Source organism: Paratractidigestivibacter sp. (genome assembly GCF_963660155.1).
Classification (GTDB): Bacteria; Actinomycetota; Coriobacteriia; order Coriobacteriales; family Atopobiaceae; genus Paratractidigestivibacter.
Genome location: NZ_CAVKWG010000029.1, coordinates 5,694 through 30,589, shown reverse-complemented (window position 1 = coordinate 30,589; position 24,896 = coordinate 5,694). Strand labels below are relative to the sequence as shown.

At 65.3% G+C, this 24,896-nt stretch carries 17 protein-coding genes; 4 read left to right on the top strand and 13 right to left on the bottom strand.

Translation table 11 applies throughout. The features are described from left to right. Position 1: 1 nt before the first annotated feature. Positions 2-1,603, bottom strand: coding sequence for a glutamine-hydrolyzing GMP synthase (guaA, locus tag U5709_RS05175; protein ID WP_321972938.1), 1,602 nt, complete (start codon positions 1,601-1,603; stop codon positions 2-4). A 207-nt stretch (positions 1,604-1,810) separates the two neighbouring features. Between guaA and U5709_RS05170 the strand changes: the two genes are divergently transcribed. Genes U5709_RS05170 through U5709_RS05160 form a run of 3 tightly spaced genes read left to right on the top strand, consistent with a single transcriptional unit; the run spans position 1,811 to position 4,207 of the window. Further along, a complete protein-coding gene (locus tag U5709_RS05170; RefSeq protein WP_321971503.1) occupies positions 1,811-3,319 on the top strand; it encodes an LCP family protein in 1,509 nt (502 codons plus the stop codon). Between the two features lie 58 nt (positions 3,320-3,377). Further along, on the top strand, positions 3,378-3,974 hold the full coding sequence (locus U5709_RS05165) for a serine hydrolase (RefSeq protein WP_321972937.1): 597 nt from the start codon (positions 3,378-3,380) through the stop codon (positions 3,972-3,974). Next, the gene (locus tag U5709_RS05160) at positions 3,908-4,207 is read left to right on the top strand and encodes a serine hydrolase (RefSeq protein ID WP_321972936.1); all 300 of its coding nucleotides are present in this window, start codon (positions 3,908-3,910) and stop codon (positions 4,205-4,207) included. Before U5709_RS05165 ends, U5709_RS05160 begins: the two co-directional genes overlap by 67 nt. 123 nt (positions 4,208-4,330) lie before the next feature. On the opposite strand, the gene ychF is transcribed toward U5709_RS05160, so the two are convergent. The 4 genes from ychF to groES form a co-directional block, all read right to left on the bottom strand. Next, a complete protein-coding gene (ychF, locus tag U5709_RS05155) occupies positions 4,331-5,407 on the bottom strand; it encodes a redox-regulated ATPase YchF (protein WP_321971500.1) in 1,077 nt (358 codons plus the stop codon). Positions 5,408-5,422: 15 nt separating this feature from the next. Next, positions 5,423-6,706 (bottom strand): 4Fe-4S binding protein, encoded by a 1,284-nt coding sequence (locus U5709_RS05150; protein ID WP_321971499.1) that lies wholly within the window; start codon positions 6,704-6,706, stop codon positions 5,423-5,425. Positions 6,707-7,356: 650 nt separating this feature from the next. Next, positions 7,357-8,994, bottom strand: coding sequence for a chaperonin GroEL (gene groL / locus U5709_RS05145; protein ID WP_321971498.1), 1,638 nt, complete (start codon positions 8,992-8,994; stop codon positions 7,357-7,359). Positions 8,995-9,080: 86 nt separating this feature from the next. Continuing rightward, a complete protein-coding gene (groES, locus tag U5709_RS05140) occupies positions 9,081-9,371 on the bottom strand; it encodes a co-chaperone GroES (RefSeq protein WP_321971497.1) in 291 nt (96 codons plus the stop codon). 322 nt (positions 9,372-9,693) lie between these two features. Here groES and U5709_RS05135 point away from each other — a divergent pair, with 322 nt between their 5' ends. Beyond that, positions 9,694-11,181, top strand: a complete 1,488-nt coding sequence (locus tag U5709_RS05135; protein WP_321972935.1) for an MFS transporter — start codon at positions 9,694-9,696, stop codon at positions 11,179-11,181. Positions 11,182-11,360: 179 nt separating this feature from the next. Here the strand turns inward: U5709_RS05135 and U5709_RS05130 are convergent, their stop codons facing one another. From U5709_RS05130 to U5709_RS05095, 8 genes are all read right to left on the bottom strand, one after another. Then, a complete protein-coding gene (locus U5709_RS05130) occupies positions 11,361-13,790 on the bottom strand; it encodes a glycoside hydrolase family 2 TIM barrel-domain containing protein (RefSeq protein WP_321972934.1) in 2,430 nt (809 codons plus the stop codon). A gap of 3 nt (positions 13,791-13,793) precedes the next feature. Continuing rightward, positions 13,794-16,361, bottom strand: coding sequence for a family 78 glycoside hydrolase catalytic domain (locus U5709_RS05125; protein WP_321972933.1), 2,568 nt, complete (start codon positions 16,359-16,361; stop codon positions 13,794-13,796). 135 nt (positions 16,362-16,496) lie between these two features. After that, positions 16,497-16,946, bottom strand: a complete 450-nt coding sequence (locus U5709_RS05120; RefSeq protein WP_321971493.1) for a hypothetical protein — start codon at positions 16,944-16,946, stop codon at positions 16,497-16,499. Continuing rightward, positions 16,946-20,065: a glycoside hydrolase family 3 C-terminal domain-containing protein gene (locus U5709_RS05115; RefSeq protein ID WP_321972932.1), complete on the bottom strand. Its 3,120-nt coding sequence runs from the start codon at positions 20,063-20,065 to the stop codon at positions 16,946-16,948. Before U5709_RS05115 ends, U5709_RS05120 begins: the two co-directional genes overlap by 1 nt. Before the next feature lie 237 nt (positions 20,066-20,302). Next, on the bottom strand, positions 20,303-21,184 hold the full coding sequence (locus U5709_RS05110) for a MurR/RpiR family transcriptional regulator (protein ID WP_321971491.1): 882 nt from the start codon (positions 21,182-21,184) through the stop codon (positions 20,303-20,305). 71 nt (positions 21,185-21,255) lie between these two features. Then, a complete protein-coding gene (locus tag U5709_RS05105) occupies positions 21,256-23,184 on the bottom strand; it encodes an NAD(+) synthase (RefSeq protein ID WP_321972931.1) in 1,929 nt (642 codons plus the stop codon). An 87-nt stretch (positions 23,185-23,271) separates the two neighbouring features. Beyond that, positions 23,272-24,012 carry a transposase gene (locus U5709_RS05100; RefSeq protein WP_321971489.1) on the bottom strand — a complete coding sequence of 247 codons (741 nt, stop codon included), beginning with the start codon at positions 24,010-24,012 and terminating at the stop codon, positions 23,272-23,274. A 140-nt stretch (positions 24,013-24,152) separates the two neighbouring features. Next, a complete protein-coding gene (locus U5709_RS05095) occupies positions 24,153-24,875 on the bottom strand; it encodes an amino acid ABC transporter ATP-binding protein (RefSeq protein ID WP_415913450.1) in 723 nt (240 codons plus the stop codon). Between the last annotated feature and the right edge of the window lie 21 nt (positions 24,876-24,896).

The window sequence follows — 24,896 nt, the reverse complement described above, 5'->3', positions numbered from 1 at the left end:
GTTACTCCCACTCGATCGTCGCAGGCGGCTTGCTCGTGATGTCGTAGCACACGCGGTTGGCGCCCGGCACCTCAGCCACGATGCGCCCGCTGATGCGCGCCAGCACCTCATAGGGCAGCTTGGCCCAGTCGGCGGTCATGGCGTCGCTGGACTCCACGGCGCGCAGGATGATCGGGCGCTGGTAGGTGCGCTCGTCGCCCATGACGCCCACGCTCTTGATGTCGGGCAGCACGGCAAAGTACTGCCAGCAGCTGTGCTCGGAGTTGCGGTCGCCGGTCTGGTTGAACAGGCGCTCGTTGTACGCGTCCAGCTCCTCGCGCACGATGGCGTCGGCGTTCTTCAGGATCTCCAGCTTCTCCTTGTCCACCGCGCCGATGATGCGGATGGCCAGGCCCGGGCCCGGGAACGGCTGGCGGAACACGATGTGCGCGGGCAGCCCCAGCGCCAGGCCCAGCTCGCGGACCTCGTCCTTGAAGAAGTGGTCCAGCGGCTCGATCAGGTCAAAGTGAACGCCCTCGGGGAACGGGATCAGGTTGTGGTGGCTCTTGATGGTTGAGGCCTTGCCGCCCGTCTTGCGCGCGCCGCTCTCGATGATGTCCGGGTAGATGGTGCCCTGAGCCAGGTACTTGACCGGCTTGCCGTCGGTCTCAAGCTGCTGCGCGACGGCAAAGAACTCCTTCCAGAACTGCGTGCCAATGATGCGGCGCTTCTCCTCGGGCTCGGTCACGCCGGCGAGAAGCTCGGCGTAGCGGTCCTCGGCGTGCACGTGGATGAAGTCGACGTCGAACTGCTTGGTGAAGACCTCCTCCACCTGCTCGGGCTCGTTCTTGCGAAGCAGTCCGTGGTTGATAAAGACGCAGGTCATCTGCTTGCCGATGGCACGGGCGCCAAGGGCGGCCACCACGGAGGAGTCAACGCCGCCGGAGAGGGCGAGAATCACGCGGTCTTTCCCGACCTTGCTCCGGAAGTCCGCGGTCATGGTCTCCACCAGGTTGTCCATGGTCCAGGTCTTCTGAAGGCCGCAGATGTCAAACAGGAAGTTCGAGAGGATCTGCTGGCCGAACTCGGTGTGCTTGACCTCGGGGTGGAACTGCGTGGTGTAGATGCGCTTCTCGGCGTTCTCCATTGCGGCCACGGGGCACACGTCGGTCTTGGCGGTGACCACAAAGCCCTCGGGCACGTCGCACACGGCGTCAAAGTGGCTCATCCACACGGTCTGCTTGAGCGGCGTGTTGTTGAACAGCGCCGACTCCGGAGCGCGCTCGATCTCGGCGTGGCCGTACTCGCCCACCTCGGGGTGGAAGACCTTGCCGCCCAGCGTCACGGCCGTGATCTGGTGGCCGTAGCAGAAACCCAGCACGGGGAGGCCCATCTCGTAGATGGCGGGGTCAACGCGCGGGGCGTCCGGCTCGTTGACGGAGGCCGGGCCGCCGGAAAGAATCAGCGCGGACGGCTTCATGGCAGCAAGCTCGTCGGCGGAGATGTCGCACGGCACGATCTCCGAGTAGACGTTGAGGTCGCGCACGCGGCGCGCGATCAGCTGCCCGTACTGGGCGCCGAAGTCGAGAACAGCGACGAACTGCTTAGGCATAGCCTCGGTCATGGTTTCTCCCGTCTTGGTCCGGGCGCACGCGCGCGGGGAATCTGCATTCTTTGCATCATACGTTAAGGAGCGTCGTTCTTTTTTGGACGGGCGAAGCTTTTTGCCCACCCTCCACGCTGCGAACACGCCCTTCGCGTAAGATAAACTCTATATGTAACGATGCGGGCGGCCGTCTTAACGGCAGCTAAACAACAGGAAGGGTCAGTCTTGGCAGACCGCAGATCCTCAAACCAGCAGCCCAGGCCTCAGAGCCGCCAGGCCTACGAAGAGAGCGCCCGCCGCTGCGACGCTTCTTCCGGCGCCTCCTGCGTCCCCACCCGCGCGGCCGGCGCCGCGTCCTACGCCCGCAAGCGCCAGGCCCGCACGCGCAAGCTCGTCATTCGCGGCGTGCTCATCGGCCTTCTGTGCGTGGTTCTTGCCGGCGGCTCGGCTGTGGCTATGTACCTGGCCAACATCAACAGCAGGCTGACGAGCGGCCTCGACCAGAGCACCAAGGACCTCCTTGCCGACAGCGTCCAGTACGACGACCCGTTCTACATGCTTCTCCTTGGCGTCGACAAGTCCGTCGAGCGCACCGAGAGCGAGGAGTACGGCGCCGACGACTCCAACTTCCGCGCCGACTCCATCATCCTGGCCCGCATCGACCCGAAGGCCCAGCTCGTCACGCTCGTCTCGCTGCACCGCGACACGCTGACCGACATGAGCGACAAGGGCGCGGGCACGCAGAAGCTCAACGCCGCCTACTCAATCGGCGGCCCGAGCTACATGGTCACCTGCGTCGAGAAGCTCTGCGGCGTGGACATCTCGCACTACGCCGAGGTCGACTTCGAGCAGTTCACGGGCATCGTGGACAGCATCGGCGGCGTTACCGTCGACCTTCCGCGCGACATCCAGGACGACTACTCCGGCGCCAATCTCAAGGCCGGCGTGCAGACCCTCAACGGCGAGGAGGCGCTCGCGCTGGCCCGCAGCCGCCACGCCTACGACGCCGACGGCGACGGGGACATCTACCGCGCCGCCAACCAGCGCATGGTCATCGCAGCCATTGTGAAGAAGGTGCTCACGCTGGACCTCGCCAGCATGATAAACGCCGTCTCGCAGCTTGCCAGCGGCGTTACAACCGACATCAACATTTCGAGTATTCTTGGCCTTGCCGTCCAGTTCAAGGACCTCGACGTCGAGAACAACGTATACTCCGGCATGGAGCCCACCACCGGCGAGACAATCAACGGCATCTGGTACGAGAAGATCAACGAGACCGCCTGGGCCACCATGATGCAGCGCATCAAGGAAGGCAAGACCCCGCTGGCCGACGAAACCGCCGACGAGACCAACGGCAAGATCGCAACGCTGGTCAGCGACGGCTCGAGCAGTTCGTCGAGCAGCAGCAGCTCGAGCACGGACACGACGTCGGACGCGGCAACGGTCGAGCCCGAGTACAGCGGCACCGTCTGCGTGGTCAACGTGAGCGGCATCACGGGCCTGGCCACTGAGAAGAGCGAGCTTCTGGCCGACGCGGGCTTTACGTCCGAGACGGCGAATGCATTGAGCGAGCTCACGGTGAGCAAGGTCGTCTACAACGGAAGCAGCTCGAAGGCCAAGGCCATCGGCGCGGCCAAGACGCTCGGCATCTCGGAATCCAACGTCCAGCAAAACGACGGCACGTGGACCACTTCCTATGACGTCGTCGTCGTGCTCTGCTCCGACCAGGCATAGCACCAACGCTCGCTCGGCGAGCACCGAATACAGGATATCCAACAAGCAGTACGCCGCGGTGGCAGCAGGTTCGCTCGCCCTCGCGGCGTGCTTTGTTGCGAGCATCCGCGCGGGGTACGCGGCGGTTAATGCCGCCGAGGCGCAGGCCGGGAGCGCGGTGGCCGCGCAGGCAACGCTGCAGACAGCCGAAAAGGATGCCGACGCCATGGCCGTGACGCCCGCCTCCACGACCGATATGAGCGCGGCGAAGGCCGCCGCAGAGGGGCTTCTTGCCGATAAGGACGACACGGCGTGCGTCTCGGCGCGGATGCTCGACGGCCCGGGAAGCTTCGAAATCCGCGACGACGAGTCCACCAAGTCCACGTCCATGATCAAGCCGCCGGCGCTCGCCGAGTACTTCGACGAGGCTTCTTCTGGCGAGCTCTCCCCTACCGACATCTACGCGCCTGTCGATGAGGACGTGGTGAGAGGTTCGGGCACCATGCGGGACGACGACGCTGACACCGAGTACACGCTCGGCGAGGTCGCGCGACGCATGATCCAGCAGAGCGACAACCTGACCAAGAACATGCTAATCGAGCGCAGAGGATGGACGACATCGCCGAGATGCGCGATGAGCTGGGGTTTGTTGGCACACGGCTCACGCACAAGCTAATGATCGCGATGCCCGACCGCTCGTACAACATGATTAGCGCGAGCGCGGCGACGACCATTCTCGCACGCATCGCATGCTACGCGCTAGGCTCGCACGAGGCATGCGACCGCGCCGAGGAATTCCTGCTCGAGCAAGAGGGCGACGAGGGGCTTGCCGAGGTGTTCCAAAATCTTGAGCAATACCAATCAAGGGTGCTCCGGAAGGGCCAAATAGGCCCATTTCTAAACATTTAAACAGCAAATGTCCCAAAATCGCGAGCAATACCACTGTCTAGGGGTCCAGTCATTGGTATTGCTCGCGATTTTGGGACAGCCTTGCCCGCGAAGGGCGCGCCTGCGGTTTGGGGCAGACGCCTGCTAAACGTTGAAGCGGAAGTGCATGACGTCGCCGTCGGCCACGACGTAGTCCTTGCCCTCGATGCGCAGCTTGCCGGCGGCCTTGCAGCCAGCCTCGCCGCCGAGCTCGACGTAGTCGTCGTAGCTGGCAACCTCGGCCTTGATGAAGCCGCGCTCGAAGTCGGAGTGGATGACGCCCGCGGCCTCGGGAGCCTTGGCGCCGATGCGCACGGTCCAGGCCTTGACCTCCATCTCGCCGGCAGTGAAGTAGCTCTGAAGGCCCAGCAGGCGATAAGCGGCCTGCGCCAGGGTCTCGAGGCCGGACTTCTCGAGGCCCAGATCAGCCAGGTACTCGGCGGCTTCGTCGGCGTCCAGCTCGGAGAGCTCAGCCTCAACCTTTGCGCAGATAGGAATGGGCGTCACGCCGTCGATGGCGGCCGGGGTCTCGCCCAGCTGGTCCTCGTCGACGTTGGCAACCAAGAGGATCGGCTTCATGGTGAGAAGGAACAGGCCCTTGGCGGCCGCGCGCTCCTCATCGGTCATGTCCATGGTGGCGGCGCGCTTGCCGTCGTTGAGCCACGCCTGCAGTCGCTTGGCAACGTTCAGCTTGGCCGCGAGCTCCTTGTCGCGCTTGGCGTCCTTCTCAAGCTTGGGGAGCTGCTTCTCGAGGGTGCCTAGGTCTGCCAGGATAAGCTCGGTCATGATGGTGTCGGCGTCGCCCGCGGGGTCCACGAAGTCGCCGGTGCGGCCGACCTCGCGCATGACGTTGGGGTCGGAGAAGTAGCGCACGACCTCGCAGATGGCGTCGGTCTCGCGGATGTTCGCCAGGAACTGGTTGCCCAGGCCCTCGCCCTCGTTTGCGCCCTTGACCAGGCCGGCGATGTCCACGAACTCAACGGTAGCGGGCACGATGCGGCCCGGGTGCACGATGTCGGCGAGCGCCTGCAGGCGCTCGTCGGGCACGTCCACGATGCCCACGTTGGGATCGATGGTGGCGAAGGGGTAGTTGGCCGCCAGGCCGCCCTTCTTGGTGAGCGCGGTGAACAGGGTCGACTTGCCCACGTTGGGCAGGCCCACGATGCCGATGGAAAGCGACATGGTCCTCGGGTCTCCTTACTTCTTGCCGGCGTCGTCGGACAGGCCCTCGAGGGCGTCGGCCGCGCGACCCAGCTGCTTCTTGCCTTGTTCAATATACTTCTGGGCCTCGGCTTTTGCCTGGGCCTTCTTGCGGGCGATCTCCTCGGCCTGCTTGTCGGGCACGATGAGCTCGGCGACGTTCATAGGCTCCATGGCCAGGGCGCCATCCTCGCACACGGTGACGCACGCGCCGCAGCTCACGCAGTACGAGCTCTGGATGGTGATGTGCCCGTTGACGTCGAGGTCGAGCGCGCGCGGCGTGCAGACCTTGGCGCACTCGCCGCACATGGTGCATAGGCTCGCGTCGCACACGGGGGCCTCGAGCTGCACGTACTTGGCAAGACCCGCGCTGTGCTGCAGGGCGCCCATCATGAGCTTGCGGTTCTGGGTGAGCATGCGCTGGCGGTTCGTGGAGGTCTTGGCGCCCACGGCGGCCTCGAGGTCTCGCTGGAGCTGATCGATGCGGCTCGCGTGGGCCGAGATTTTGTTGGCCACGGCCTTGGCGCCGGCGAGCGCCGGGTTCGTGCGGGTGAGGAGGCGCTCGGCGGAGTGAACGGCGCTGCTCATGAACTGGCTGCGCTTGTACTCGCGCGTGAACTCGTGGGTCATCTCGGACTCGTCGGCCACGAGGTTGAGGCTCGCGCGCGCCCACTCCTCGGCGGTGCCGATGGCGTCGCAGTAGGCCTCCTCGCCGGTGGTCGTCTTGCAGCGGTCGCAGATGCCGACGGGCAGGTAGACGGCTATGTTGTCGTAGTCCGCCATGAGCGAGAACCACAGGTCGCGCGAGATGGAGCCGACGCAGCCGAGAACCACCTCGTTGCCCTTGGGCAGGCGTTTCAAGGCGCGGGTGCAGGTAACGTAGCACTGCTCGTAGGCCGACGCGGCGCGCGCAATCTGGTCGTAGACCTGGCGCGGCATGTGGCGGCGGGTCGAGATGGTCTCGGTCGGGCAGACGGCGGCGCACACGCCGCACTTGCGGCAGTCCTCGCCGATGAGTACCGACTGGTTGTGGATGGTGATGGCGTGCGTGGGGCACACGTCGAGGCAGCGCGAGCACGTGGCGTCGTTGCCGGACGCGGTGCGCAGACAGCGGTTGGAGTTCGCGTACGGCTTCTCTTTGTAGTCGGCCGGGTTGAACACCTTGCGCTGGCTCGGGTCGAGCGCAAGCTGATCGGCGATATCGCCGAACGGGTTCGAGAGCGCCTGCCAATCGCTCTGGATGTCGATCAAATCGTCAAGAAAGTCCCTCTTCTGCGCCACCAGCACCACTCTCCTCTCCGCGGTAGCAGTTATTTATTGTAACCCGCCGACTTGCGCGGCGCTCGCGCCCTTGAGCCGACAACAAAATCGAGTTCCTGCGTGCTTTGTTGTAGTTTTGATGCGGCATAGAGAAGCACCCAACTGGGCAAATGTGCGCCCAACACCCTAGTACCCGTCCCAAAACCGACCGTCCGTCCCCTCAAACCGCAAATAGCTCACGCACAATCTCGATTTTGTTGTCCTCCGAGCGCCAAAACCCTCTTCGGCACCCCAAAACCGCCCCGTTAACGTGCAGCCCGCCGCCGAGCCTTCGCGCCCGAAGGGCGATGCGCGCAGCGCGAGCCCGCACCCGCCCGTCCCCCGCGCCCGAAGGGCGATGCGCGCAGCGCGAGCCCGAAAAGTCAGGTTAGTGAGAGCCGCAACCCCCGCACCCGCTCGTCCCCCGTACTTGAGGGGCGATGCGCGTAGCGCGAGCCCCCGAAAGTCGTTGAGAGGCGCCTCCGCGCCCTTCGCGCGGCCCGCGACAACAGAGCGGCGCCCCCCGAGTTTCCTAAGCAAGCATTCCTGAGCGCGCTCTTTGCGCGAAGCATGCTTGCGTGGAAACTCGGGGGGCGCCGCGGTCAGGTCAAACCCCGCGTAAGGGCGTGGGCCTAGTACATTCCGCCCTGGCCGCCCTGGGCAGCGGCGGCCGCGATGGCCTCCTCGATGGAGGTGTTCTTGGGCTCGTCGGAGACGGTGGCCTCGGTGATAAGGATCAGGCCGGCGATGGAGGCGGCGTTCTGCAGGGTCACGCGGGCGACCTTGACCGGGTCGAGCACGCCCATCTCAATCATGTCGCCGTAAGTGCCGGTGGCGGAGTCAAGGCCCTGGCCAGCAGGCATGCCCTTGATCTTCTCGGCCACGACGGAGCCCTCGAAGCCGGCGTTGTCGGCGATCTTCTTGACAGGGGCGGCAAGAGCCTTGCGGATAATCTCGACGCCGATCTTCTCGTCAGCGTCGGAGGTCTCCACGGCGTCCAGGGCCGGGGAGGCAGCCAGGAACGCGACGCCGCCGCCGGCGACGATGCCCTCCTCGACGGCCGCGCGGGTGGCCTGCAGGGCATCCTCGATGCGGTGCTTGATCTCCTTGAGCTCGGTCTCGGTGGCAGCGCCGGCCTTCAGGACGGCAACGCCGCCGGAGAGCTTGGCGAGACGCTCCTGGAGCTTCTCGCGGTCAAAGTCGGAGGTGGTGTTCTCGATCTCGGACTTGATCTGGCCGATGCGCTCGTCGATGGCCTGCTTGGCGCCGGCGCCGCCGACGATGGTGGTGTTGTCCTTGGAGATCTTGACGGACTTGGCGCGGCCGAGCATCTCGGCGGTGACGTCGGAGAGGCTGACGCCGAGCTCCTTCATGGCCACCTGGCCGCCGGTGAGAATGGCGATGTCCTCGAGCATGCGCTTGCGGCGGTCGCCGTAGCCGGGGGCCTTGACGGCGCAGATGTTCAGGGCGCCGCGCAGCTTGTTGAGGATCAGGGTGGCCAGGGCCTCGCCGTCGACGTCCTCGGCGATGATCAGCAGCGGGGAACCCTGCTTCTGGACGGCCTCGAGGATCGGCAGGATCTCCTGGATGTTGGAGACCTTCTGGTCGGTCATGAGGATGTAGGGGTTGGAGAGCTCAGCCGTCATGTTGTCGTTGTTGGTGGCGAAGTACGGGGAGATGTAGCCCTTGTCGAACTGCATGCCCTCGACGGTGTCGATGTCGATGCCGAAGGTCTGGGACTCCTCGACGGTAATGACGCCGTCCTTGCCCACGACCTCCATGGCGTCGGAGATCTTCTCACCGATGGTGGGGTCGGAGGCGGAGATGGTGCCGACGGAGGCAATCTGCTCCTTGGTGGAGACCTGCTGCGCGGACTTCTTCATCTCCGCCACAACGGCGTCGACGGCCTTGTCGATGCCGCGGCGGATGGCGATGGGGTTGGCGCCGGCGGCAACGTTGCGCAGGCCCTCGTTGACGATGACCTGGGCGAGAAGGGTGGCGGTGGTGGTGCCGTCGCCGACGGTGTCGTTGGTCTTGGTGGCGACCTCCTTGACGAGCTGGGCGCCCATGTTCTCAACGGGGTCCTTGAGCTCGATCTCCTTGGCGACGGAGACGCCGTCGTTGGTGATGGTGGGGGCGCCGTAGCTGCGCTGGAGGGCGACGTAGCGGCCCTTGGGGCCCATGGTGGTGGTGACCGCGTCGGCCAGGGTGTTCACGCCCTTGGCAAGCTTGGCGCGCGCGTCGGTGCCGAAATAGATGTCCTTAGCCATTGTGTTCAGTCCTTTCCGATAAGACAAGGGGACAATCCCTTTGTCTTATTGCGAGTTTGATGTTGCACCGGGTCTGGAGCGAGAAGTTAGTCCTCGATGATGGCGTAGATGTCGTCGGCGCGAAGGAGCAGGAAGTCCTCGCCGTCGACCTTGACCTCGTTACCGCCGAACTTGCCGTAATAGACCTGGTCGCCGACGTGCACGTCCATGGCGACGCGCTCGCCGTGCTCGTTCACCTTGCCGGCGCCCACGGCCACGACCTCGCCGCGCTGAGGCTTCTCCTGCGCTCCGCTGGAGATGTAGAGGCCGGAAGCGGTCTTCTCCTCCTTGGGAGCGGGCTTAACGAGAACGCGGTCGCCGAGGGGCTTCAAAGTCATGATGTTTCCTCCTTAAAAGATGCGCCTAGGCTCGTAAGCTGGGGCGCCTTGTCCAACGCTCTGAATATTACCCAGAGTGCCAAGGTTATACCGCGTGAATTAAAAAAATCTCACAGCGCGCGCTTAGATTTTATGATGTCTAGAAGAGCAGGGGTGGCGGGAAGAGCCCCCGGGACGGGACGAGAAGGGCAGTTCGGCGGGAAAATCGCGCCGTTCGCAAAAGATTTTCTGAAGCGCTTCAATTCTCGGCAATACTTTTCCTATCAGATTTCGGCAACCCGGTGCCGACACCCGCCAACCACGTTGCGAAAGGAGACTCATCATGAGTTCCACCACCGCGAGCAAGTCCTTCTGGGATGGCCCGCTCACCTCGTCTTTGGCCAAGAAGGACCGCGTCACCACCCCCGAGATGCTCTTCGGCTACCTCATCGGCCCCTTCGGCGGCCTTCTTGCCTCCGGCATCTTCACGAGCCAGCTTCAGAACTACTTCACCGACGTCTTGCAGCTCGACCTCTCGTTCCTGACCGGCTTGCAGCTCTTCTCGACGATCCTCATCGTCATCGCCAACCTCGTCGTGGGCCAGCTCATCGAGCGCACCCACTGCCTGGCCGGCAAGGCCCGACCCTGGGTCTTGCTCTCCGCGCTGACCTTCTCGGTCTCCACGGTCTTCATGTTCTTCGTGCCCTTCGAGGGTGTGGCCAAGATGGTCTGGATCGCCATCGCCTACAACCTGTACTACGCCGTCGCCTACCCCATCTACAACACCGCGAACTCCACGCTCGTGGCCGTCTCCACCCGAGACACCGAGAAGCGCGGCACGCTCGCCTCCCTCACCAACATCTCCGGCTTCGGCGTCATGGGCACCGGCACGATGATCTTCCCGATGCTCGTCTCCTTCGCCCTGAAGCAGGACCAGAACCTGTGGCTTCTTGCCATGCTCGTCGTGGCCCTGTTGACCGCCCTCACGGTCTACCTGCAGTACCGCTTCACCCGCGAGCGCATCACCGAGGAGGTCCTTGCCGGCGTCGCCGCCGATGACGAGAAGGGCGACAAGTCCGCCGCCCCCTCCTTAGGCGACCAGCTCTCCGCCGTTGCCCGCGAGTCCCAGTGGTGGATCATCATAGGCGTCTACCTGCTCTACCAGTGGAGCGGCGCCATCAAGAACGGCTCGATGACCTACTTCTGCAAGTGGGTCCTGGACAACACCTTCTTTGGCACCGCCGACGCCTGGGGCGCCTCCCAGTCCATGCTGAGCCTGCTCGGCGCGCTTCCCATGGCCGCTGCCATCCTCTTCGTCATCCCGCTGTGCAACAAGTTCGGTAAGCAGCGCGTCTGCATCGCCGGCATGGTCGTGGGCGTCGTCGGCGGCATCATAGCCTACGTCGGCGGCGGCAGCATCGTGCCCGTCGGCGTCGGCATCGCCCTCAAGTGCCTGGGCTCGGCCCCCATCGGCTACATGATCTTGGCCATGCTCGCCGACGTCATCGACCACGTGGAGTTCAAGAGCAACCTGCGCACCGACGGCCTGACCATGTCCATCTACAGCTCAATCATGGTCGCCGCCACCCCCATCTGCAACGCCATCTTCTCCGGCATCCTGGGCGCCGTGGGCTACGACCAGGCGGCCGACATCACCCTGGGCACCATGGCCCAGACCGCCCTCACCCAAAACGCGATCTCCATCAGCTACATCCTGGTCGAGACCATCGCGTTTGCCCTGTGCGGCGCGCTGCTTGTCTCCTTCAACGTCGAGAAGAACCTCCCCGAGGAGCAAGCCGCCCTCAAGGAGCGCCACGAGAAGGCCGCGTAGCAGCCAGGCCAAGGCCAGACACCCCCGGCGTTTCCCCGCGCAATCGGCAGACTCCAAAAAAAGAGGCGCCCGACATCAACTTCCCAGATGTCGGGCGCCTCGTCTTGTATGATGTGCGCGGCCCGGGCCGTACCCAGCCGTACCCAGCCGTGCCGGGCCGCGCGTCAATGCGTCGCAGCTCAGCGGCTGATCTCGCACTCCCCCAAGAGCGTGCCGTCGGTGACGGAGAGCGTCGCCTGGGCGCCCTTCTCGGCCCTCACCACGGCCAAGGCCTCGCCGTAGTAGGTGTCGGTCTGGCCCGTGACGAAGCTGCCGGGGTTGAACGGGCAGGCGCAGCCAAAGGCGAGAAGCTCCCCGCCCCTGACGCTCGCGCGCAGCATACCGCGCTCGAGCGGCATCGTGGTTCCGGCCCCGTCGGCGTAGCGGACGCGAACAAAGACCAGGCCGTCGCGCTCGCCCACATACTCGGGCTCGGCCACAAGACGCGCCGGGCCCTCGGCCGAGACGAGCCGCGCGCGCCCGAGCTCGACACCCTTCTCGTCATAGGAGACGGCCTCGAGGCACCCCGGCTCCCAGGTACAACTCATCCTTGCGATGACGTCGCCGCGGATGCTGCGACGGGCCACCTCGCGGCCGTTCAGCATCAGCGCCACGGAGGCCGCGCGAGCGTAGACCTCGACGTTTGCCACGCGCCCCTCGCAGCCCTCCCAGGCCCAGGAGTCGGTGGCGTTGCTCATCTTCCACGCGCTCGGCGAGTGTTTCTCGCCCGTGTGGTTGACGGGGCAGACGGCCACGTAGGGACCCACCTCGCCGCCCAGGGCGACGCGCGTGTAGAGGGCCTCGCCCAAGGGCCTGCCCGTGAGGTCCACGCGGCCGGAGCCCGCCGTCAGCCAGCCGAACTGCAGCGTGCGCGGAGCGTAGTCAGAGTACTCCCAGGAGCCCACGGAGGCCTCGCCCAGATAGTCGATGCCAGCCCAGACAAAATCTCCTACCAGGCGCGGATTCTTCTCGGCAAGCTGCATGAAGCGCCAGGCGTCCGAGCAGAAGGTCTCCGAGCCCAAGATCAGGCGGTGCGGGTAGGCGCGCAGGTCGTGCTTGTATCGGTCGATGCCGTAGTTGTAGCCGGGCATGTCCATGGCGGCGTAGGCGTCGCGGGTCACCCAGTCGCAGAACGGCAGCGTGGCGCCGCGCTTCATGAAGCCCGCGCCCATGATGCCGGCGAGGTTGTTGAAGAACTCGCTGCCCACAGCACTCTTCTTGGCGGGCTTGTCGCCTGCCTGAAGCTTTGCGGCGGCCTCGGCCTCGCGGGCGGCCTTCTCGTCGGAGTACTGGCCAAATCCCACCGAGCTCAAGAAGTTGAAGAAGATGTTCACGCCGCAGGAGACCGGGCGCGTGGGGTCAAGGACGTGCAGGTGCTCGGTCATGGCGCCGGCAAGCTCGATGCCGCGCTTCTCGGCGGTCTCGGAGACCTCGTTGCCGGTGGAGTAGGCCACCACGCAGGGGTGGACACGGTCCTTGGCCACCATGTCCGTGAGGTCCTGGCGCCACCACTCGTCAAAGTAGTCCACGTAGTCGTGCTGCGTCTTGTGGATGTACCAGTGATCGATGTACTCGTCCATAACCATGACGCCCTGGCGGTCGCACGCGTCGAGAAGGGCGCGCGAGCAGGGGTTGTGCGCGGAGCGAAGGGCGTTGTAGCCCTGCTCGCGCAGAATCTTGACCTTGCGATCGATGGCGTCGGGCCAGGCGCAGGCGCCGAGGATGCCGTTGTCGTGGTGGATGCAGGCGCCCTTGAGGATGACGCGCTCGCCGTTGACGAGAAGCCCCTCGTCGCCCCAGGCGAGCGTGCGGACGCCGAAGACGGCGCAAGCCTCGTCGGAGGTGCCGTCGGGGGCGACAAGCGCCACGTTGCAGCGGTAGAGCTGCGGGCTCTCGCAGGACCAGGGACGGGCGCCCGGGAGGTCGAGCTCCAGGGTGGCGCGGCCGTCCTCGGGCACGTCAACGGTGCCTGCTGCCAGAACGCCAGCATCATCGAGCGAGGTCACCTCGACGGTGGCCTTGCCCGCGCCCGTGGTCTCCACGTCCACGGCCACGCGTGCCGGGCCCACGGAAAGCGTGCGGACGTTGACGCCGTCGCGGGTCACGTGGGTGGCGGAGCCCACCCAAAGCGAGACGGGCCGGTAGATGCCCGCGCCCGAGTACCAGCGAGAGTTGGGCTGGTCGGAGTTTCTCGCAATGACGCGCAGCTCAGAGGGCTTGCCAGCCGAAAGCCTGCCCGTGAGGTCCACTAGGAAGTTGGTGTAGCCGTAGGGGCGCTCGCAGACCTTCTCGCCGTCGAGCCAGACCTCGGCCAGGTGGTAGACGCCCTCGAACTCAAGGACGACGGCCGCGTCGACGGATACCCCTTCCGGTAGCGAGAGCTCCCGGACGTACTCGTAGTCACGGCCGGCAAACCAGCCGCTGTTGTGGGCGCTCGGGGCACGCTCGTCGCGCGGCTCGAAAATCATGGCGTCGTGCGGGAGCCTGACCTGCTGCCAGGCCTCCTCGGCCGCGCCCTCCCGCGCAAGGTGGCGATAAGACCAGCCCTCATTCAGGGAAATCGCGCGCATGAGCTAGGCCTCCTCGTCGCTCTGGCAGGCGCAGCTCGCGTGGTGGCTGCCGCTGCCGAGCTCCTGCATGGTACCGTCGGGCAGCAAAAGCTCGCAGGTCGCGCCCACGGGCACCTCGACGTCGATCTCGAAGGTGCCGTCCGCCAGCTTCCAGCTGGAGCTCACGCGGCCAAGCACCGTCTCGACGCTGCCGGAAGCCCAGGTGAGGCCGCCGCCCACCAGAGGCGCCACGCGCACGCGGCGATAACCCGGCTCGGCGGCCTCGATGCCGGCGACGCGCTTGTAGAGGAAGTCGCCGATGGCACCGCTCGCATAGTGGTTGTAGGAAATCATCATATCCGTGCCGTCATCGCCGATGGGACACTGTCCGTTCTCGTCCAGGCCGTCCCAGCGCTCCCAGATGGTCGTGGCGCCCTGAGCGACCTCGTAGAGCCAGGAGGGGCACTTGGTGTTGAGCAGCATCTTGTACGCCACATCGGCGCGGCCGTTGTCCGCCAGGGCAAACAGGATGTAGGGCGTGCCCGGAAAGCCCGTCCCGATGCAGTAGTCGCCCTTCTCGACGAGCTTGACGAGGTTGTCCACGGCGCGCTCGGTGTTGGACTCCCCCAGCATGCCGAAGTGAATGGGCAGCACGTAGGCGGTCTGGAACTCGTTCTTGAGCTTGCCGGCGCCGTCGGTGAAGACGTCCTCGTAGGCGTGGCTCACGTTCTGCGAGAGCTCGGCGTAGCGGCGGGCGTCCTCGCCCCTGCCCAGGATCTGGGCCACCTGGGCAACGAGGGAGCTCGTGTGCTGCAGGCTCGCCGTGGCGGTCCACTTGCTGCGGCCCTGCCACTGGCTCATCTTGGGGACGTCGGGCGCCACCCAGTCGCCAAAATGGAGAAACGACGGCGTGTGCCAGATGTAGCGGTACTTGCCCACGCCGAAGCTCGCCCAGAAACGGCAGGCGTCGACGTAACGGCACATCATGTCGTAGTTCTCGCGCAGGACCTCCTCGTCGCCCTCGGCCTGGTAGAGGGCCCAGGGGACAAGCACGCAGGCGTCGCCCCAGAAGTCGATGGCCATCGAGGGCATCGTCGTGGGGAAACCGAAACCGTTGGCAGGCACCGTGTTGGGGATGCCGCCGCCGCGCAGCTGCTCGGCGCGCACGTCGCGCAGCCACTTGCGCAGGAACCGGCCCATGTCGAAGTTGTAGCAGGCAGTGGGCGCAAAGACGGCGATGTCGCCCGTCCAGCCCATGCGCTCGTCTCGCTGCGGACAGTCCGTGGGGATGTCCACGAAGTTGGAGCGCGAGGACCACTGGATGTTCTGCTGCAGGCGGTTGACCTTGTCGTTCGAGCAGGCGAAGGTGCCCGTCTCGCGCACGTCCGAGAAGACCGGGTAGGCGCACAGAGCGAGGTCCTTCTCGTCTGCGCCCTCGACGCCCACGTAGCGGAAGCCCATGTAGGTGAGGGTGGGGCAGAAGCTCTGGTCGCCGGCCTTGCAGGTATAGACGAGCTCGGCCTTGGCGCTGCGCAGGAAGTCGGTGTTGAGGGTGCCGTCGGGCTTCAGGATCTCCGCGTGGCGCACGCGCACGACCTGGCCCTCCGCTGCGCCCCTGAGCCTGAGCTCCACCACGCCGGCAAAGTTCTGGCCGAAGTCAAAGACCAGCTGGTCGCCCACGTGGGTGACGCTCACTGGTTCCATGCGGTCGTGAAGGCGCACCGGGTCGCCGCAGGCGGCCGTGAGCCTGGGGCTCACGCGCAGGGTCTCGCGCGCGGCCCTTCTCCATGTGGCGTCCTCCAGCGAGACGCGTGCGTCGTAGACCTCGCCGTCGTAGAACTCGGCGTAGCGCACAGGGCCGTCCTCGGTGACCTCCCAGCCCTCGTCGGTGCCGAAGGTCTGCCGGCTGCCGTCCTCGTAGGTCACGCAGAGCTGCAGCAGCAGCGCCTGGCGGTCGGCGGCCACGCGGTTCACGCGCGAGTAGATGAAGGCGCCCACGGCCCAGCCGCCGGCAACGGTGGCGAGAAGCTCGTTCTTCTCGGCAAGCTGGTCGGTGACGTCATAGGTCACGTACTGGAGGTTGGTCTTGTAGGAGGTGAATCCCGGAGCAAAGAGCTCGTCGCCCACACGCCTGCCGTTGAGCTCGAGATCGAAGATGCCCATGGCAGTAGCGTAGATGCGGGCGGACGCAACTGGCTTTGAGAGCTCCAGGGTGCGCCTGAAGACCATCGGCACGGGCGAGGCGCCCTTGTCGGCAAAGGTGTAGGCGGCGTCGGAGATCCAGCTGGCGTCAAAGGGCGCGCCGAGAAGGCCGGTCTCAAAGGCGATGTCCGCCTCGGCAGTCTCCCCCGCGTCGTCGGTGGCGACGAGATGGGCCGTGTAGGTCGTCCGGGGCGCGAGCTCGGGGCCGTCGTAGCGGACGGACTGCTCGGAGCCCAGGACCATCTGGTGGCCGTTGACCGTGATGGTGGCCGATGCGGGCTTGGCGCCGGCTCGGTCGCTCTCAAGCGAGAAGGCCAGACGGGGACGGCGCTCGTCAGTCACGCAGCCCTTGGCAAGCCCCTCGCAGGTGAACCTAGAAATGGTGAGCATTGCTCTCTCCTTTTTGGGAAAAGCGAGCCCGGGGATCGACCCCGGGCCCACCATCCGTAGCAGCTATCGATTTTACGTCGGCCCTCAGGGAAGAAGGGAGGCCGGGCCTACGTCGTGCGACAAACCAGGCTGCCCTTAGATCGCCCTCTTGCCGAGCTTGGTGAAGGAGGCGACGACGGACACGAGCCAGGCGACCATGAACACTACGATGGTGGCGATGGCCTGGGTGCCGGCGGCGAAGGCCGCGTCGTTGCCAAGCTCGAGGTTGGAACCGAAGATCTGGCCCAGGGACTGGGCGCGAGCGCCCACGAAAACGGCGGCGGCGTAGAACAGCATCGCGGGGGCGGCGACGCGCAGGACGTCGGAGACCACGCCGCAGGCCAGGTTGGCGTTGGACTCGGCCAAGGCAAAGCTGGCGGCGGTGCAGACGAGGGCGCCCGCGACAAGCCCGGCGATCATACCGTTCATGTCCTGATAGTAGGACTGGTTTGCGTTCATGACGTACAGGACCAGGGTGATGACCTCAAGCACGACGGTGATGCCGCAAAGAACGAGGCCGACGGTCTGCTTCTTCTCGGTGCTCATTAGTTCTCCTCCTTGCCGGAAGCGACGGGCTCGGCGTCAGCCGCATCGCCCTTGAACTCCTTGACGGCGCCGGCCGCGTACAGGCCGGCGAAGACGGCCGCGAGGCCAAAGCCGCCGATGGTGCCAGCGTTCAGGGCCATCTCCCACCACGGGGTAACGGACTCGGTCTTGATGTTCTGGGTGGCGCTCTGGGCGAAGGCGTAGAGCTGGTAGATCAGGTTCTGGCGCAGGTAGCCCACGAGGGTGGCGTCCTTGGCGACAACGGCCTCGGTGAGGTAGGGCCAGCTCTCCAGGACCTCGGTCATGGTCTCGCCGGTGGAGAAGTCGGCGATCATCGTGATGCCGCCGTACATGCACATCTCGGCGCGGAAGTAGCCGGAGTTGTTGGCCATGTCCGTGGAGAGGATGCCCTTGAAGCCCCACTCGTTGCGCAAGATCTCGCGCAGCAGGCCCCAGGAGCCGTTGACGGGCGTGGCGCCCACGCGGCTGAAGGAGGTCATGACGCCGAGGCACCCGGAGTCCTCGATGGCGGCCCGGAAGGCGCGCAGCTCTCCCTCGCGGGCGCGCTGCTCGGTCATGTACTGGGCGAGGCCGGAGCGCATAGACTCCTGGTCGTTGAAGGCGAAGTGCTTGGGAGCCACGATGACGCCGTACTTGCTGGCACCGGCGACCTCGGCGGCGGCAAGGCCGCTCACGAGCATCGGGTCCTCGGAGAAGTACTCGAAGTTACGGCCGTTGAAGCAGCAGCGGTGCAGGTTGCCGGCGCAGGCCCAGATCAGGTAGTTGCCGCTCCACAGGCCGTCGTTGCCCATGAGCTTGCCCCACTCGCTGGCGATCTGCTTGGAGAAGGTGCAGCCCAGCATGGTCTCGGTGCACATGGTGCCCATGGCGTAGTCGGAGTTGGCGTCGTCGGCGTGCAGGCCGCGGGCGCCGATGGTGCCGGAGAAGCCGTTGGGGCCGTCGTTCTGGTAGACCAGCGGGCTCTCGATCTGCTCGATGACGTCGGACTGGCTACCGCCCTTGGTGATCCTGGGGATGAGGATGTCCAGCGGGATCTCCTCGATGAGCTGCTCCCAGCGCGGGTCGTTGATGTCATCGATGCCGGCCATATCAGAGAGCTTGAGAGAGCCGCCGGAGCCCTTCTCGTTCTCCACCGTGCCGTTCTCGGTGATGGCGTAGATCTCGTTCATGAGGGCCTTGACCCACTCGTCGGTCTTGCTGCCGTCGATGGTCAGGTCGTTGTAGGTGCGCGGGAAGGTGCCCTGCCAGTCGGAACGGGACAGGCCGGTCATATAGCCGGGCTTGTAGTAGTTGACGTCGGCGCTGGCGAGCTGGTTGACGACCTCCACGCCGGTGTTCTTGGACATGGCGAGGCTCTCCTCGTCAACGGAGCCCTCGGAGCCGACCTCGACGGTCTTGACCAGGGAGGCGTCGCCGTCGGCCGTGGCGCCCTGGGCAACCAGGACGTTGCACACGGCGTTGTGAGCGTCGGTGCCCACGGTGAAGTAGTAGGTGCCGCCGTCGAGGATCCAGCCGCCCTTGCCGCTCTTGGCAGAGGAGTCCCAGCTGGCCAGGGCCTCGAGGTCGACGGCAAACTTGACCTGAGCGTCGTCGCCGGCGGCAAGCTCCTCGGTCTTCTCGAAGTCGACGAGCTGGATGGCGGCCTTCTCGACACCATTGGACTTGTCGTAGTCGGTGTAGGGGACGCTGGCGTAGAGCTGGACGACGGACTTGCCGGCGACCGAGCCGGTGTTGGTCACGGTGACGGAGGCCGTGATGGTGCGGTCGGCGGTGTTGACCTCGACGGAGTCAAGCGTCTGGGTGAACGTGGTGTAGGACAGGCCGTGGCCGAAGGGGTAGGTGACCTCGTTGGCGTAGTCCCAGGCGGAGGCACCCTTTGAGGCGCCGGCCGCGCCGGTGGCGTTGCCCTGGCCCTTGACGGCATCGAAGAAGCGGGTCTCGTAGTACTTGTAGCCGGTGTAGATGCCCTCGGCCTCGATGATGTAGGCCGTGGAAGAGGTGCTGCCACCGCCGCCGAAGGAGCTGCCGGCGGTGACGACGTCAAGGCCGGGCATCAGGGAGTCGGGGTAGACGAGCGCGCTCGTGTCGGTGAGCTGGATGTCGCCGAAGTTCTGGGCGGCCGGGGCCTGGGAGAAGTCGGCGGCGATGGTATCGGCAAGGCGGCCGGAGGGGCAGACCTCGCCGAGAAGGACGTCCACGACGCCACGGAAGCCGTAGGCGCCGGGCAGGCCGACGAAGAGCATCGCGCTGACGTCGGCGTCGTCCTTGATCTCCTGGACCTCCATGACGGTGCCGGAGTTGATGACGACGATGACCTTCTTGAAGTTCTCCTTGGCAAGGGTGAGCAGGCCACGCTCGTTGGTGGTCAGGCCCAGGGGGCTGGAGGCGCCGGTGGAGGTGGTGTCAATGCCGACCTCGCCGGGGAAGTAGTCGCTGCCCTCGGAGCCGGGACGCGAGAAGACCACGATGGCGGCGTCGGAGTAGTCGGCGAAGCTACCTGCATAGTCGGCGTTGCCGCCCTCCATGCCGTAGACGTCGGTGGAGGGCTCGCTGGGCACGTAGGGGGTGGCGAAGCCAGCGGGACGATACTTGTAGTTGATGGTCTCGCCGCCGCCCCACATGTTGGGGGTGCGGCCGGACTCGATGGCGCCCAGGGTCTCGTAGACGGACTTCATGGTGGGGTTCAGCGAGACGCCGGCCTCATCGAGGGCGGCGATGAAGTCGATGGCCTTGTCGGTGGTGCAGGTGGAGCCCATGTTGCCGCCGAGCAGCGGATAGTAGGCGCCCATGCCGAGGACGGTGACCTTGGGGGCGCTGCCGAGCGGTAGGGCGTTGCCCTCGTTCTTGAGGACGACGGTGCCCTCCTGGCCAGCCTGGCGGCCGAGCTTCTCGTGCTGGGCGATCAGCTCGTCGGTGGTGGCGTAGTCTGAGACGAACTTGTCGTCGAACGTCTGCTTGGAGCTCGTGGTTCCAAGGGCAGAGTCGATGGACGAACGCCAAGTATTGGCGACGCCGTGAAGACCAGCGAGACCGGCGCCCGCGGACAAGGTCAGTGCGACCGCACCGCGACGCGTGGTCATGACGGACTTCTTGTTCATTCCTTACCTTCCTTCCCTCGCAAAGTCGAAGCCGTGGCCGTGCCGTTCCGCCATTCCCGGTAGTGGCGCCGTGCGACACGAATGTGGCTTCTTCTGATAAGAAAAGTTTTACCGGACGGGTTGGAGAGATGGAAAACTGTTCCGCAGAGAGTAGTAAATGTCCGGCGAGCGGTTGTAGCGCTTCAATTTTTGGGCCGCTCGAGAGTTTGCGGGGCTTGTGGGGGCCGCAGCGGGGGTCTACTGTATGGAGGGCAACAGGCCCTTCTCGCCCGCCATCGAGGCGTTGAAGAGGCCCAGGCCGTACTCGTTCTCCCGCCTGTCGACGTTGAACAGCAAGAGCAGCAACACCTCAAGCACGTAGTTGATGGAGTTGTGCGAGAAGTCGAAGCTCGTGACCAGCAGCGAGTCGCGGGCCACCACGCGCAGCGTCACATCGGCAAGGCTCCCCAGCTCAGCGTCGGGGTTTCGCGTGATGACGATGGTCTGGACGCCCTGGTCGATGGCAAAGCTCATCATCCGGCACAGACGGTCGGACCGGCCCGAGTTGGAAATCACCACAAGGCAATCCTCGGGGCCCATCAGCATGGCCGTGAGCTGCGCGGCGTCCGTCGTGGAGGACGCAATGGCGTTGATGCGCGCCTGGGAGAACTTGATGGCGGCGCACTGCGCGATGGAAAGCGAACTGCCCACGCCAGCGAACATGACCAGCCGCGCCTGCGACATCGTGGTGACGGCCTGGCGAAGGGCCCCCTCGTCCAGCGCGGAGAGGGTGCTGCGCAGCTCGTCGATCTTGTTCTCGAGGATGTAGGCGGCAGAGGTCCCGACGTCCTCCATGGAGATGGAACGCGTGCCCTCGAATGCGCGGTAGTCAGCCGAGGACATCTCGCGCGCCAGGGAGTAGCGCATCTCCGAGAAGCTCGAGAAGCCGATGGAGCGCACGAACCGGGAGACCGTGGTGTTCGACGTGCCCGACTGCCTGGCGATCATCGTGGCGGAGAGCTGGGAGACCGTCTGGGCGTGCTCCAGGATGAAGTTGGCGACGGTCTTCTCGGCATCCGAGAGACCCTCGCGGCACGCGATGATGGCGTCGACGACGCTTGACGGCGATGTGGAACTCATCTGGCCTCCTGGCTTTGGCAACCCAGCTAATCTACCACCGCCGGGCGGCCGCGCGAGCCATCGCCAACAAACTACAGTTGGTCGAGCTCCTCTTGCCAGACGGCGACGCAGGCGTCGGACGGCATGCGCAAATCGCCGCGCGGGCTCACGGCCGCAGAGCCCACCTTGGGGCCGTCGGGCAGGCAGCTGCGCTTGAACTGCTGCGCGAAGTAGCGGCGATAGAAGACGCGCAGCCACTTGAGGATGGTCGCGTCGTCGTAGTTCTTGCCGAGGGCGTAGCGCGCGAGGCGGTAGACCTTGCGGGGCGACGTGCCGCGGCGCAGGACCTCGTAGAGGAAGAAATCGTGCAGCTCGTAGGGGCCCACAAGGTCCTCGGTCTTCTGCGAAATCTTGCCGTCGCCCGTGGCGGGGAGGAGCTCCGGCGAGACGGGCGTGTCCAGCACGTCGTAGAGCACGGCGGCCTCGTCGGCGTCTCCGCAGGTATCGGCCACATAGCGCACGAGGTGGCGCACGAGGGTCTTGGGCACGGAGGCGTTGACGGCGTACATGCTCATGTGGTCGCCGTTGTAGGTGGCCCAGCCGAGGGCGAGCTCCGAGAGGTCGCCCGTGCCGATGACCATGCCGCCCTCCTGGTTGGCGATGTCCATGAGGATCTGGGTGCGCTCTCGGGCCTGGGAGTTCTCGTAGGTGACGTCGTGGACGGACTCGTCGTGGCCGATGTCGGAGAAGTGCAGGCGGACGGCGTCGCCGATGTTGACCTCGCGCAGGTCGGCGCCGAGGGACTCGGTGAGCTTGGTGGCGTTGTCGTGCGTACGGTCGGTGGTGCCGAAGCCGGGCATGGTCACGCTGATGATGCCGGAGCGGTCGAGGCCGAGCAGGTCGAAGGCGCGCGCGGTGACGAGAAGGGCGAGTGTGGAATCGAGGCCGCCCGAGATGCCGATGACGGCGTGTGCCGCGTGGGTGTGTTGCAGGCGCTTGGCGAGGCCGCGGGCCTGGATGTTGAAGACGTCCTCGCAGCGCTCGGCGCGGCGGGCGGCGTCGGACGGCACGAAGGGATGCGGGTCCACGTAACGCGTAAGGTGCATCTCGCATGTGTTCAGCGAGAAGCGTGTAACGTGGTAAGCGCGCTGCACGGGGCTAGCAGACACATCAAATGTTGACATGCGGCGGCGCTCGGCGGCGAGCAGGCGGACGTCGAGCTCCGAGACCGCGCAGCCGTCGCCGAAGGGCTTGGCCTCGGCGAGGACGCGGCCGTTCTCGGCAACCATGTTGTGGCCCGAGAAGACGACGTCCTGCGTGGACTCGCCGGCGCCGGCGCTGGCGTAGACGTAGCCGCAGATGAGGCGCGCGGACTGGCCGGAGACGAGGCTGCGGCGGTAGTCGGCCTTGCCGACGATGGCGTTCGACGCCGAGAGGTTGCAGATAAGGGTGGCGCCCGCCTTGGCGTGGGCGATGGAGGGCGGCTCGGGGACCCAGAGGTCCTCGCAGAGCTCGGCCGCAACCACGAGCTCGGGCATATCTTCGCAGGTAAAGAGCTGGTTTATGCCGAAGGGGACGTCGAGCTGGCCCGCGATATCGATGGGCACCACGTCGGTCGTGCCGGGGACGAAGTGGCGGCCCTCGTAGAACTCGTTGTACGTGGGGAGGTAGCGCTTGGGCACGACGCCGAGGACGGCGCCGGCGCTAACGACGGCGGCGCAGTTGTAGAGCTTGGCGTTGACGCGGACCGGCAGGCCGATGAGCAGCAGCGCGTTGAGGTCGGACGTGGCCTGCGCGAAGTCGGCGAGGCCGCGCTCGGCGGCGGCGAGAAGCGCGTCTTGCCAGAAGAGGTCCTCGCAGGTGTAGGCCGTGATGACGAGCTCCGGCAGCACGACGACCACGGCGCCGTCCTCGGTGCAGGCCCGGCGGGCGGCCTCCACGCACGCGTTGACGTTAAAGGCGACGTCGGCGACGCGCACCTCCGGCGTAATGGCCGCGACCTTAACGAACCCGTCCTGCATAACGACCTCCCGATAGTGGACAAAACCTGCAAAGGGGACAGTCCCTTTTGCAGGTCAACCTGCAAAAGGGACTGTCCCCTTTGCAGGTTATGCCTCGCTGATAATCCATCTGCCGATGCCGGTTAATCGCTGAATCTGTGTCATCGACAGTCCCGCGTCCTTTAGGTCAAAGAGTAGCGCATCACGACGTCGGCGCTCCATTGTCTTTAGGCTCGCCGGGGCAATTTCGCCAAGAATATGCGAGGCGAGCTCGCGGGCCTCCGTCTCGGAAATCCTCGAACGATGGGCGAACCGGTACCCACCGCTATCGTCAGCCGCGCTAAAGGCAAGAAAGCCATCGACGCTACCGCACATCTCAAGGATCAGCGAGGTATCGGCGACTCCGATGACGCCGGCAGCGTACTCGCGAAAACTGCTCCATCGGTATTCATCCGCAGGGCAAATCCCTGCCTTTGCAGGATTGTTGTGGATGTAGCGAACCGCCTGCAGCAAATATCCGTCGTCCTCGACCGGCTGGCTCTTAAAACGCTGCTGGAACACGTGACCGATGTGATCGTTGTTCTTGTTGAAGCGAAGCGCGTAGCTCGTAATGGTGGCCTTCATCACTTCGCTTAAGCAGCCCTCATGGTCCTCGAGCAGCAAGTGGATATGGTTTGACATGAGGCAATAGGCGCGCACGAGCACGCCGAATTTCTCGCAGTTCTTCGATAGATAGGCAAGAAACGCCTGGTAATCCGCGTCGCATTCAAACAGATTCTGACCGCCGCTCCCTTTTGCGATTACATGGTAGAAACCAGACTCGGACTTTGCGCGCGTAACCCTAGGCATAAAAGTACCTCCCCACCCCGTCGATATAGGTGAGGAGGCTTATACCCAGCTGACAATAGACTTGAAACAGTGGACAAAGGGACTGTCGCTTTGTCCACTAGTACCGCGCAACCTGCAAAAGGGACTGTCCCTTTTGCAGGTTAGTCGAGGTAGCGGGCGAGGAATTCGCGGGTGCGGGGGTGCTCCGGGGCGCTGAACATCTTGGCCGGGGCGCTCTTCTCGGCGATGACGCCCTGATCCATGAAGACGACCTCGTCGGAAACGTTCTTGGCGAACTCCATCTCGTGGGTGACGACGACCATCGTCATGCCCTCGGCGGCGAGGTCGCGCATGACATTCAAGACCTCGCCGGAGATCTCGGGGTCAAGGGCGCTCGTGGGCTCGTCGAAGAGCATGAGGTCGGGCGTCATGCACAGGGCGCGCGCGATGGCGACGCGCTGCTTCTGGCCACCGGAAAGTCGGCGCACGTCGGCCTTGACGAAGTCGGAGAGGCCGACCGCGGCAAGGTGCTTACGGGCGACGTCCTCGGCCTCGGCCTTGGTCATCTTCTTGAGGGTGACGGGCGCGAGCGTGCAGTTGTCCAGCACGTTCATGTTGTTGAACAGGTTGAAGCCCTGGAACACCATGCCGATCTTCTCACGGAGCTTATTGACGTCGACGTGGTCGGCGGCAAGGTCGGAACCGTGGAACCAGACGTGGCCGGCGTCGGGGGTCTCGAGGAGGTTGAGGCAGCGCAGCAGGGTCGACTTGCCGGAGCCCGAGGCGCCGATGATGGTGACGACCTGGCCGGGCATGACGGAGAGGTCGATGTTCTTGAGGACCTCGTGGCTGCCGAAGGACTTGCGCAGGCCCTCGACGCGAATGACGGGCTGCTCGGCGGAGGT

Excerpts from the sequence above, each read along its gene's own strand:
- U5709_RS05135 (WP_321972935.1), top strand. The coding sequence starts at position 9,694 with ATGAGTTCCACCACCGCGAGCAAGTCCTTCTGGGATGGCCCGCTCACC.
- U5709_RS05120 (WP_321971493.1), bottom strand. The coding sequence starts at position 16,946 with ATGAGCACCGAGAAGAAGCAGACCGTCGGCCTCGTTCTTTGCGGCATC.
- U5709_RS05100 (WP_321971489.1), bottom strand. The coding sequence starts at position 24,012 with ATGCCTAGGGTTACGCGCGCAAAGTCCGAGTCTGGTTTCTACCATGTA.
- U5709_RS05105 (WP_321972931.1), bottom strand. The coding sequence starts at position 23,184 with ATGCAGGACGGGTTCGTTAAGGTCGCGGCCATTACGCCGGAGGTGCGC.
- groL (WP_321971498.1), bottom strand. The coding sequence starts at position 8,994 with ATGGCTAAGGACATCTATTTCGGCACCGACGCGCGCGCCAAGCTTGCC.
- U5709_RS05160 (WP_321972936.1), top strand. The coding sequence starts at position 3,908 with ATGGACGACATCGCCGAGATGCGCGATGAGCTGGGGTTTGTTGGCACA.
- ychF (WP_321971500.1), bottom strand. The coding sequence starts at position 5,407 with ATGTCGCTTTCCATCGGCATCGTGGGCCTGCCCAACGTGGGCAAGTCG.
- U5709_RS05110 (WP_321971491.1), bottom strand. The coding sequence starts at position 21,184 with ATGAGTTCCACATCGCCGTCAAGCGTCGTCGACGCCATCATCGCGTGC.
- guaA (WP_321972938.1), bottom strand. The coding sequence starts at position 1,603 with ATGACCGAGGCTATGCCTAAGCAGTTCGTCGCTGTTCTCGACTTCGGC.
- U5709_RS05125 (WP_321972933.1), bottom strand. The coding sequence starts at position 16,361 with ATGCTCACCATTTCTAGGTTCACCTGCGAGGGGCTTGCCAAGGGCTGC.
- U5709_RS05115 (WP_321972932.1), bottom strand. The coding sequence starts at position 20,065 with ATGAACAAGAAGTCCGTCATGACCACGCGTCGCGGTGCGGTCGCACTG.
- groES (WP_321971497.1), bottom strand. The coding sequence starts at position 9,371 with ATGACTTTGAAGCCCCTCGGCGACCGCGTTCTCGTTAAGCCCGCTCCC.
- U5709_RS05130 (WP_321972934.1), bottom strand. The coding sequence starts at position 13,790 with ATGCGCGCGATTTCCCTGAATGAGGGCTGGTCTTATCGCCACCTTGCG.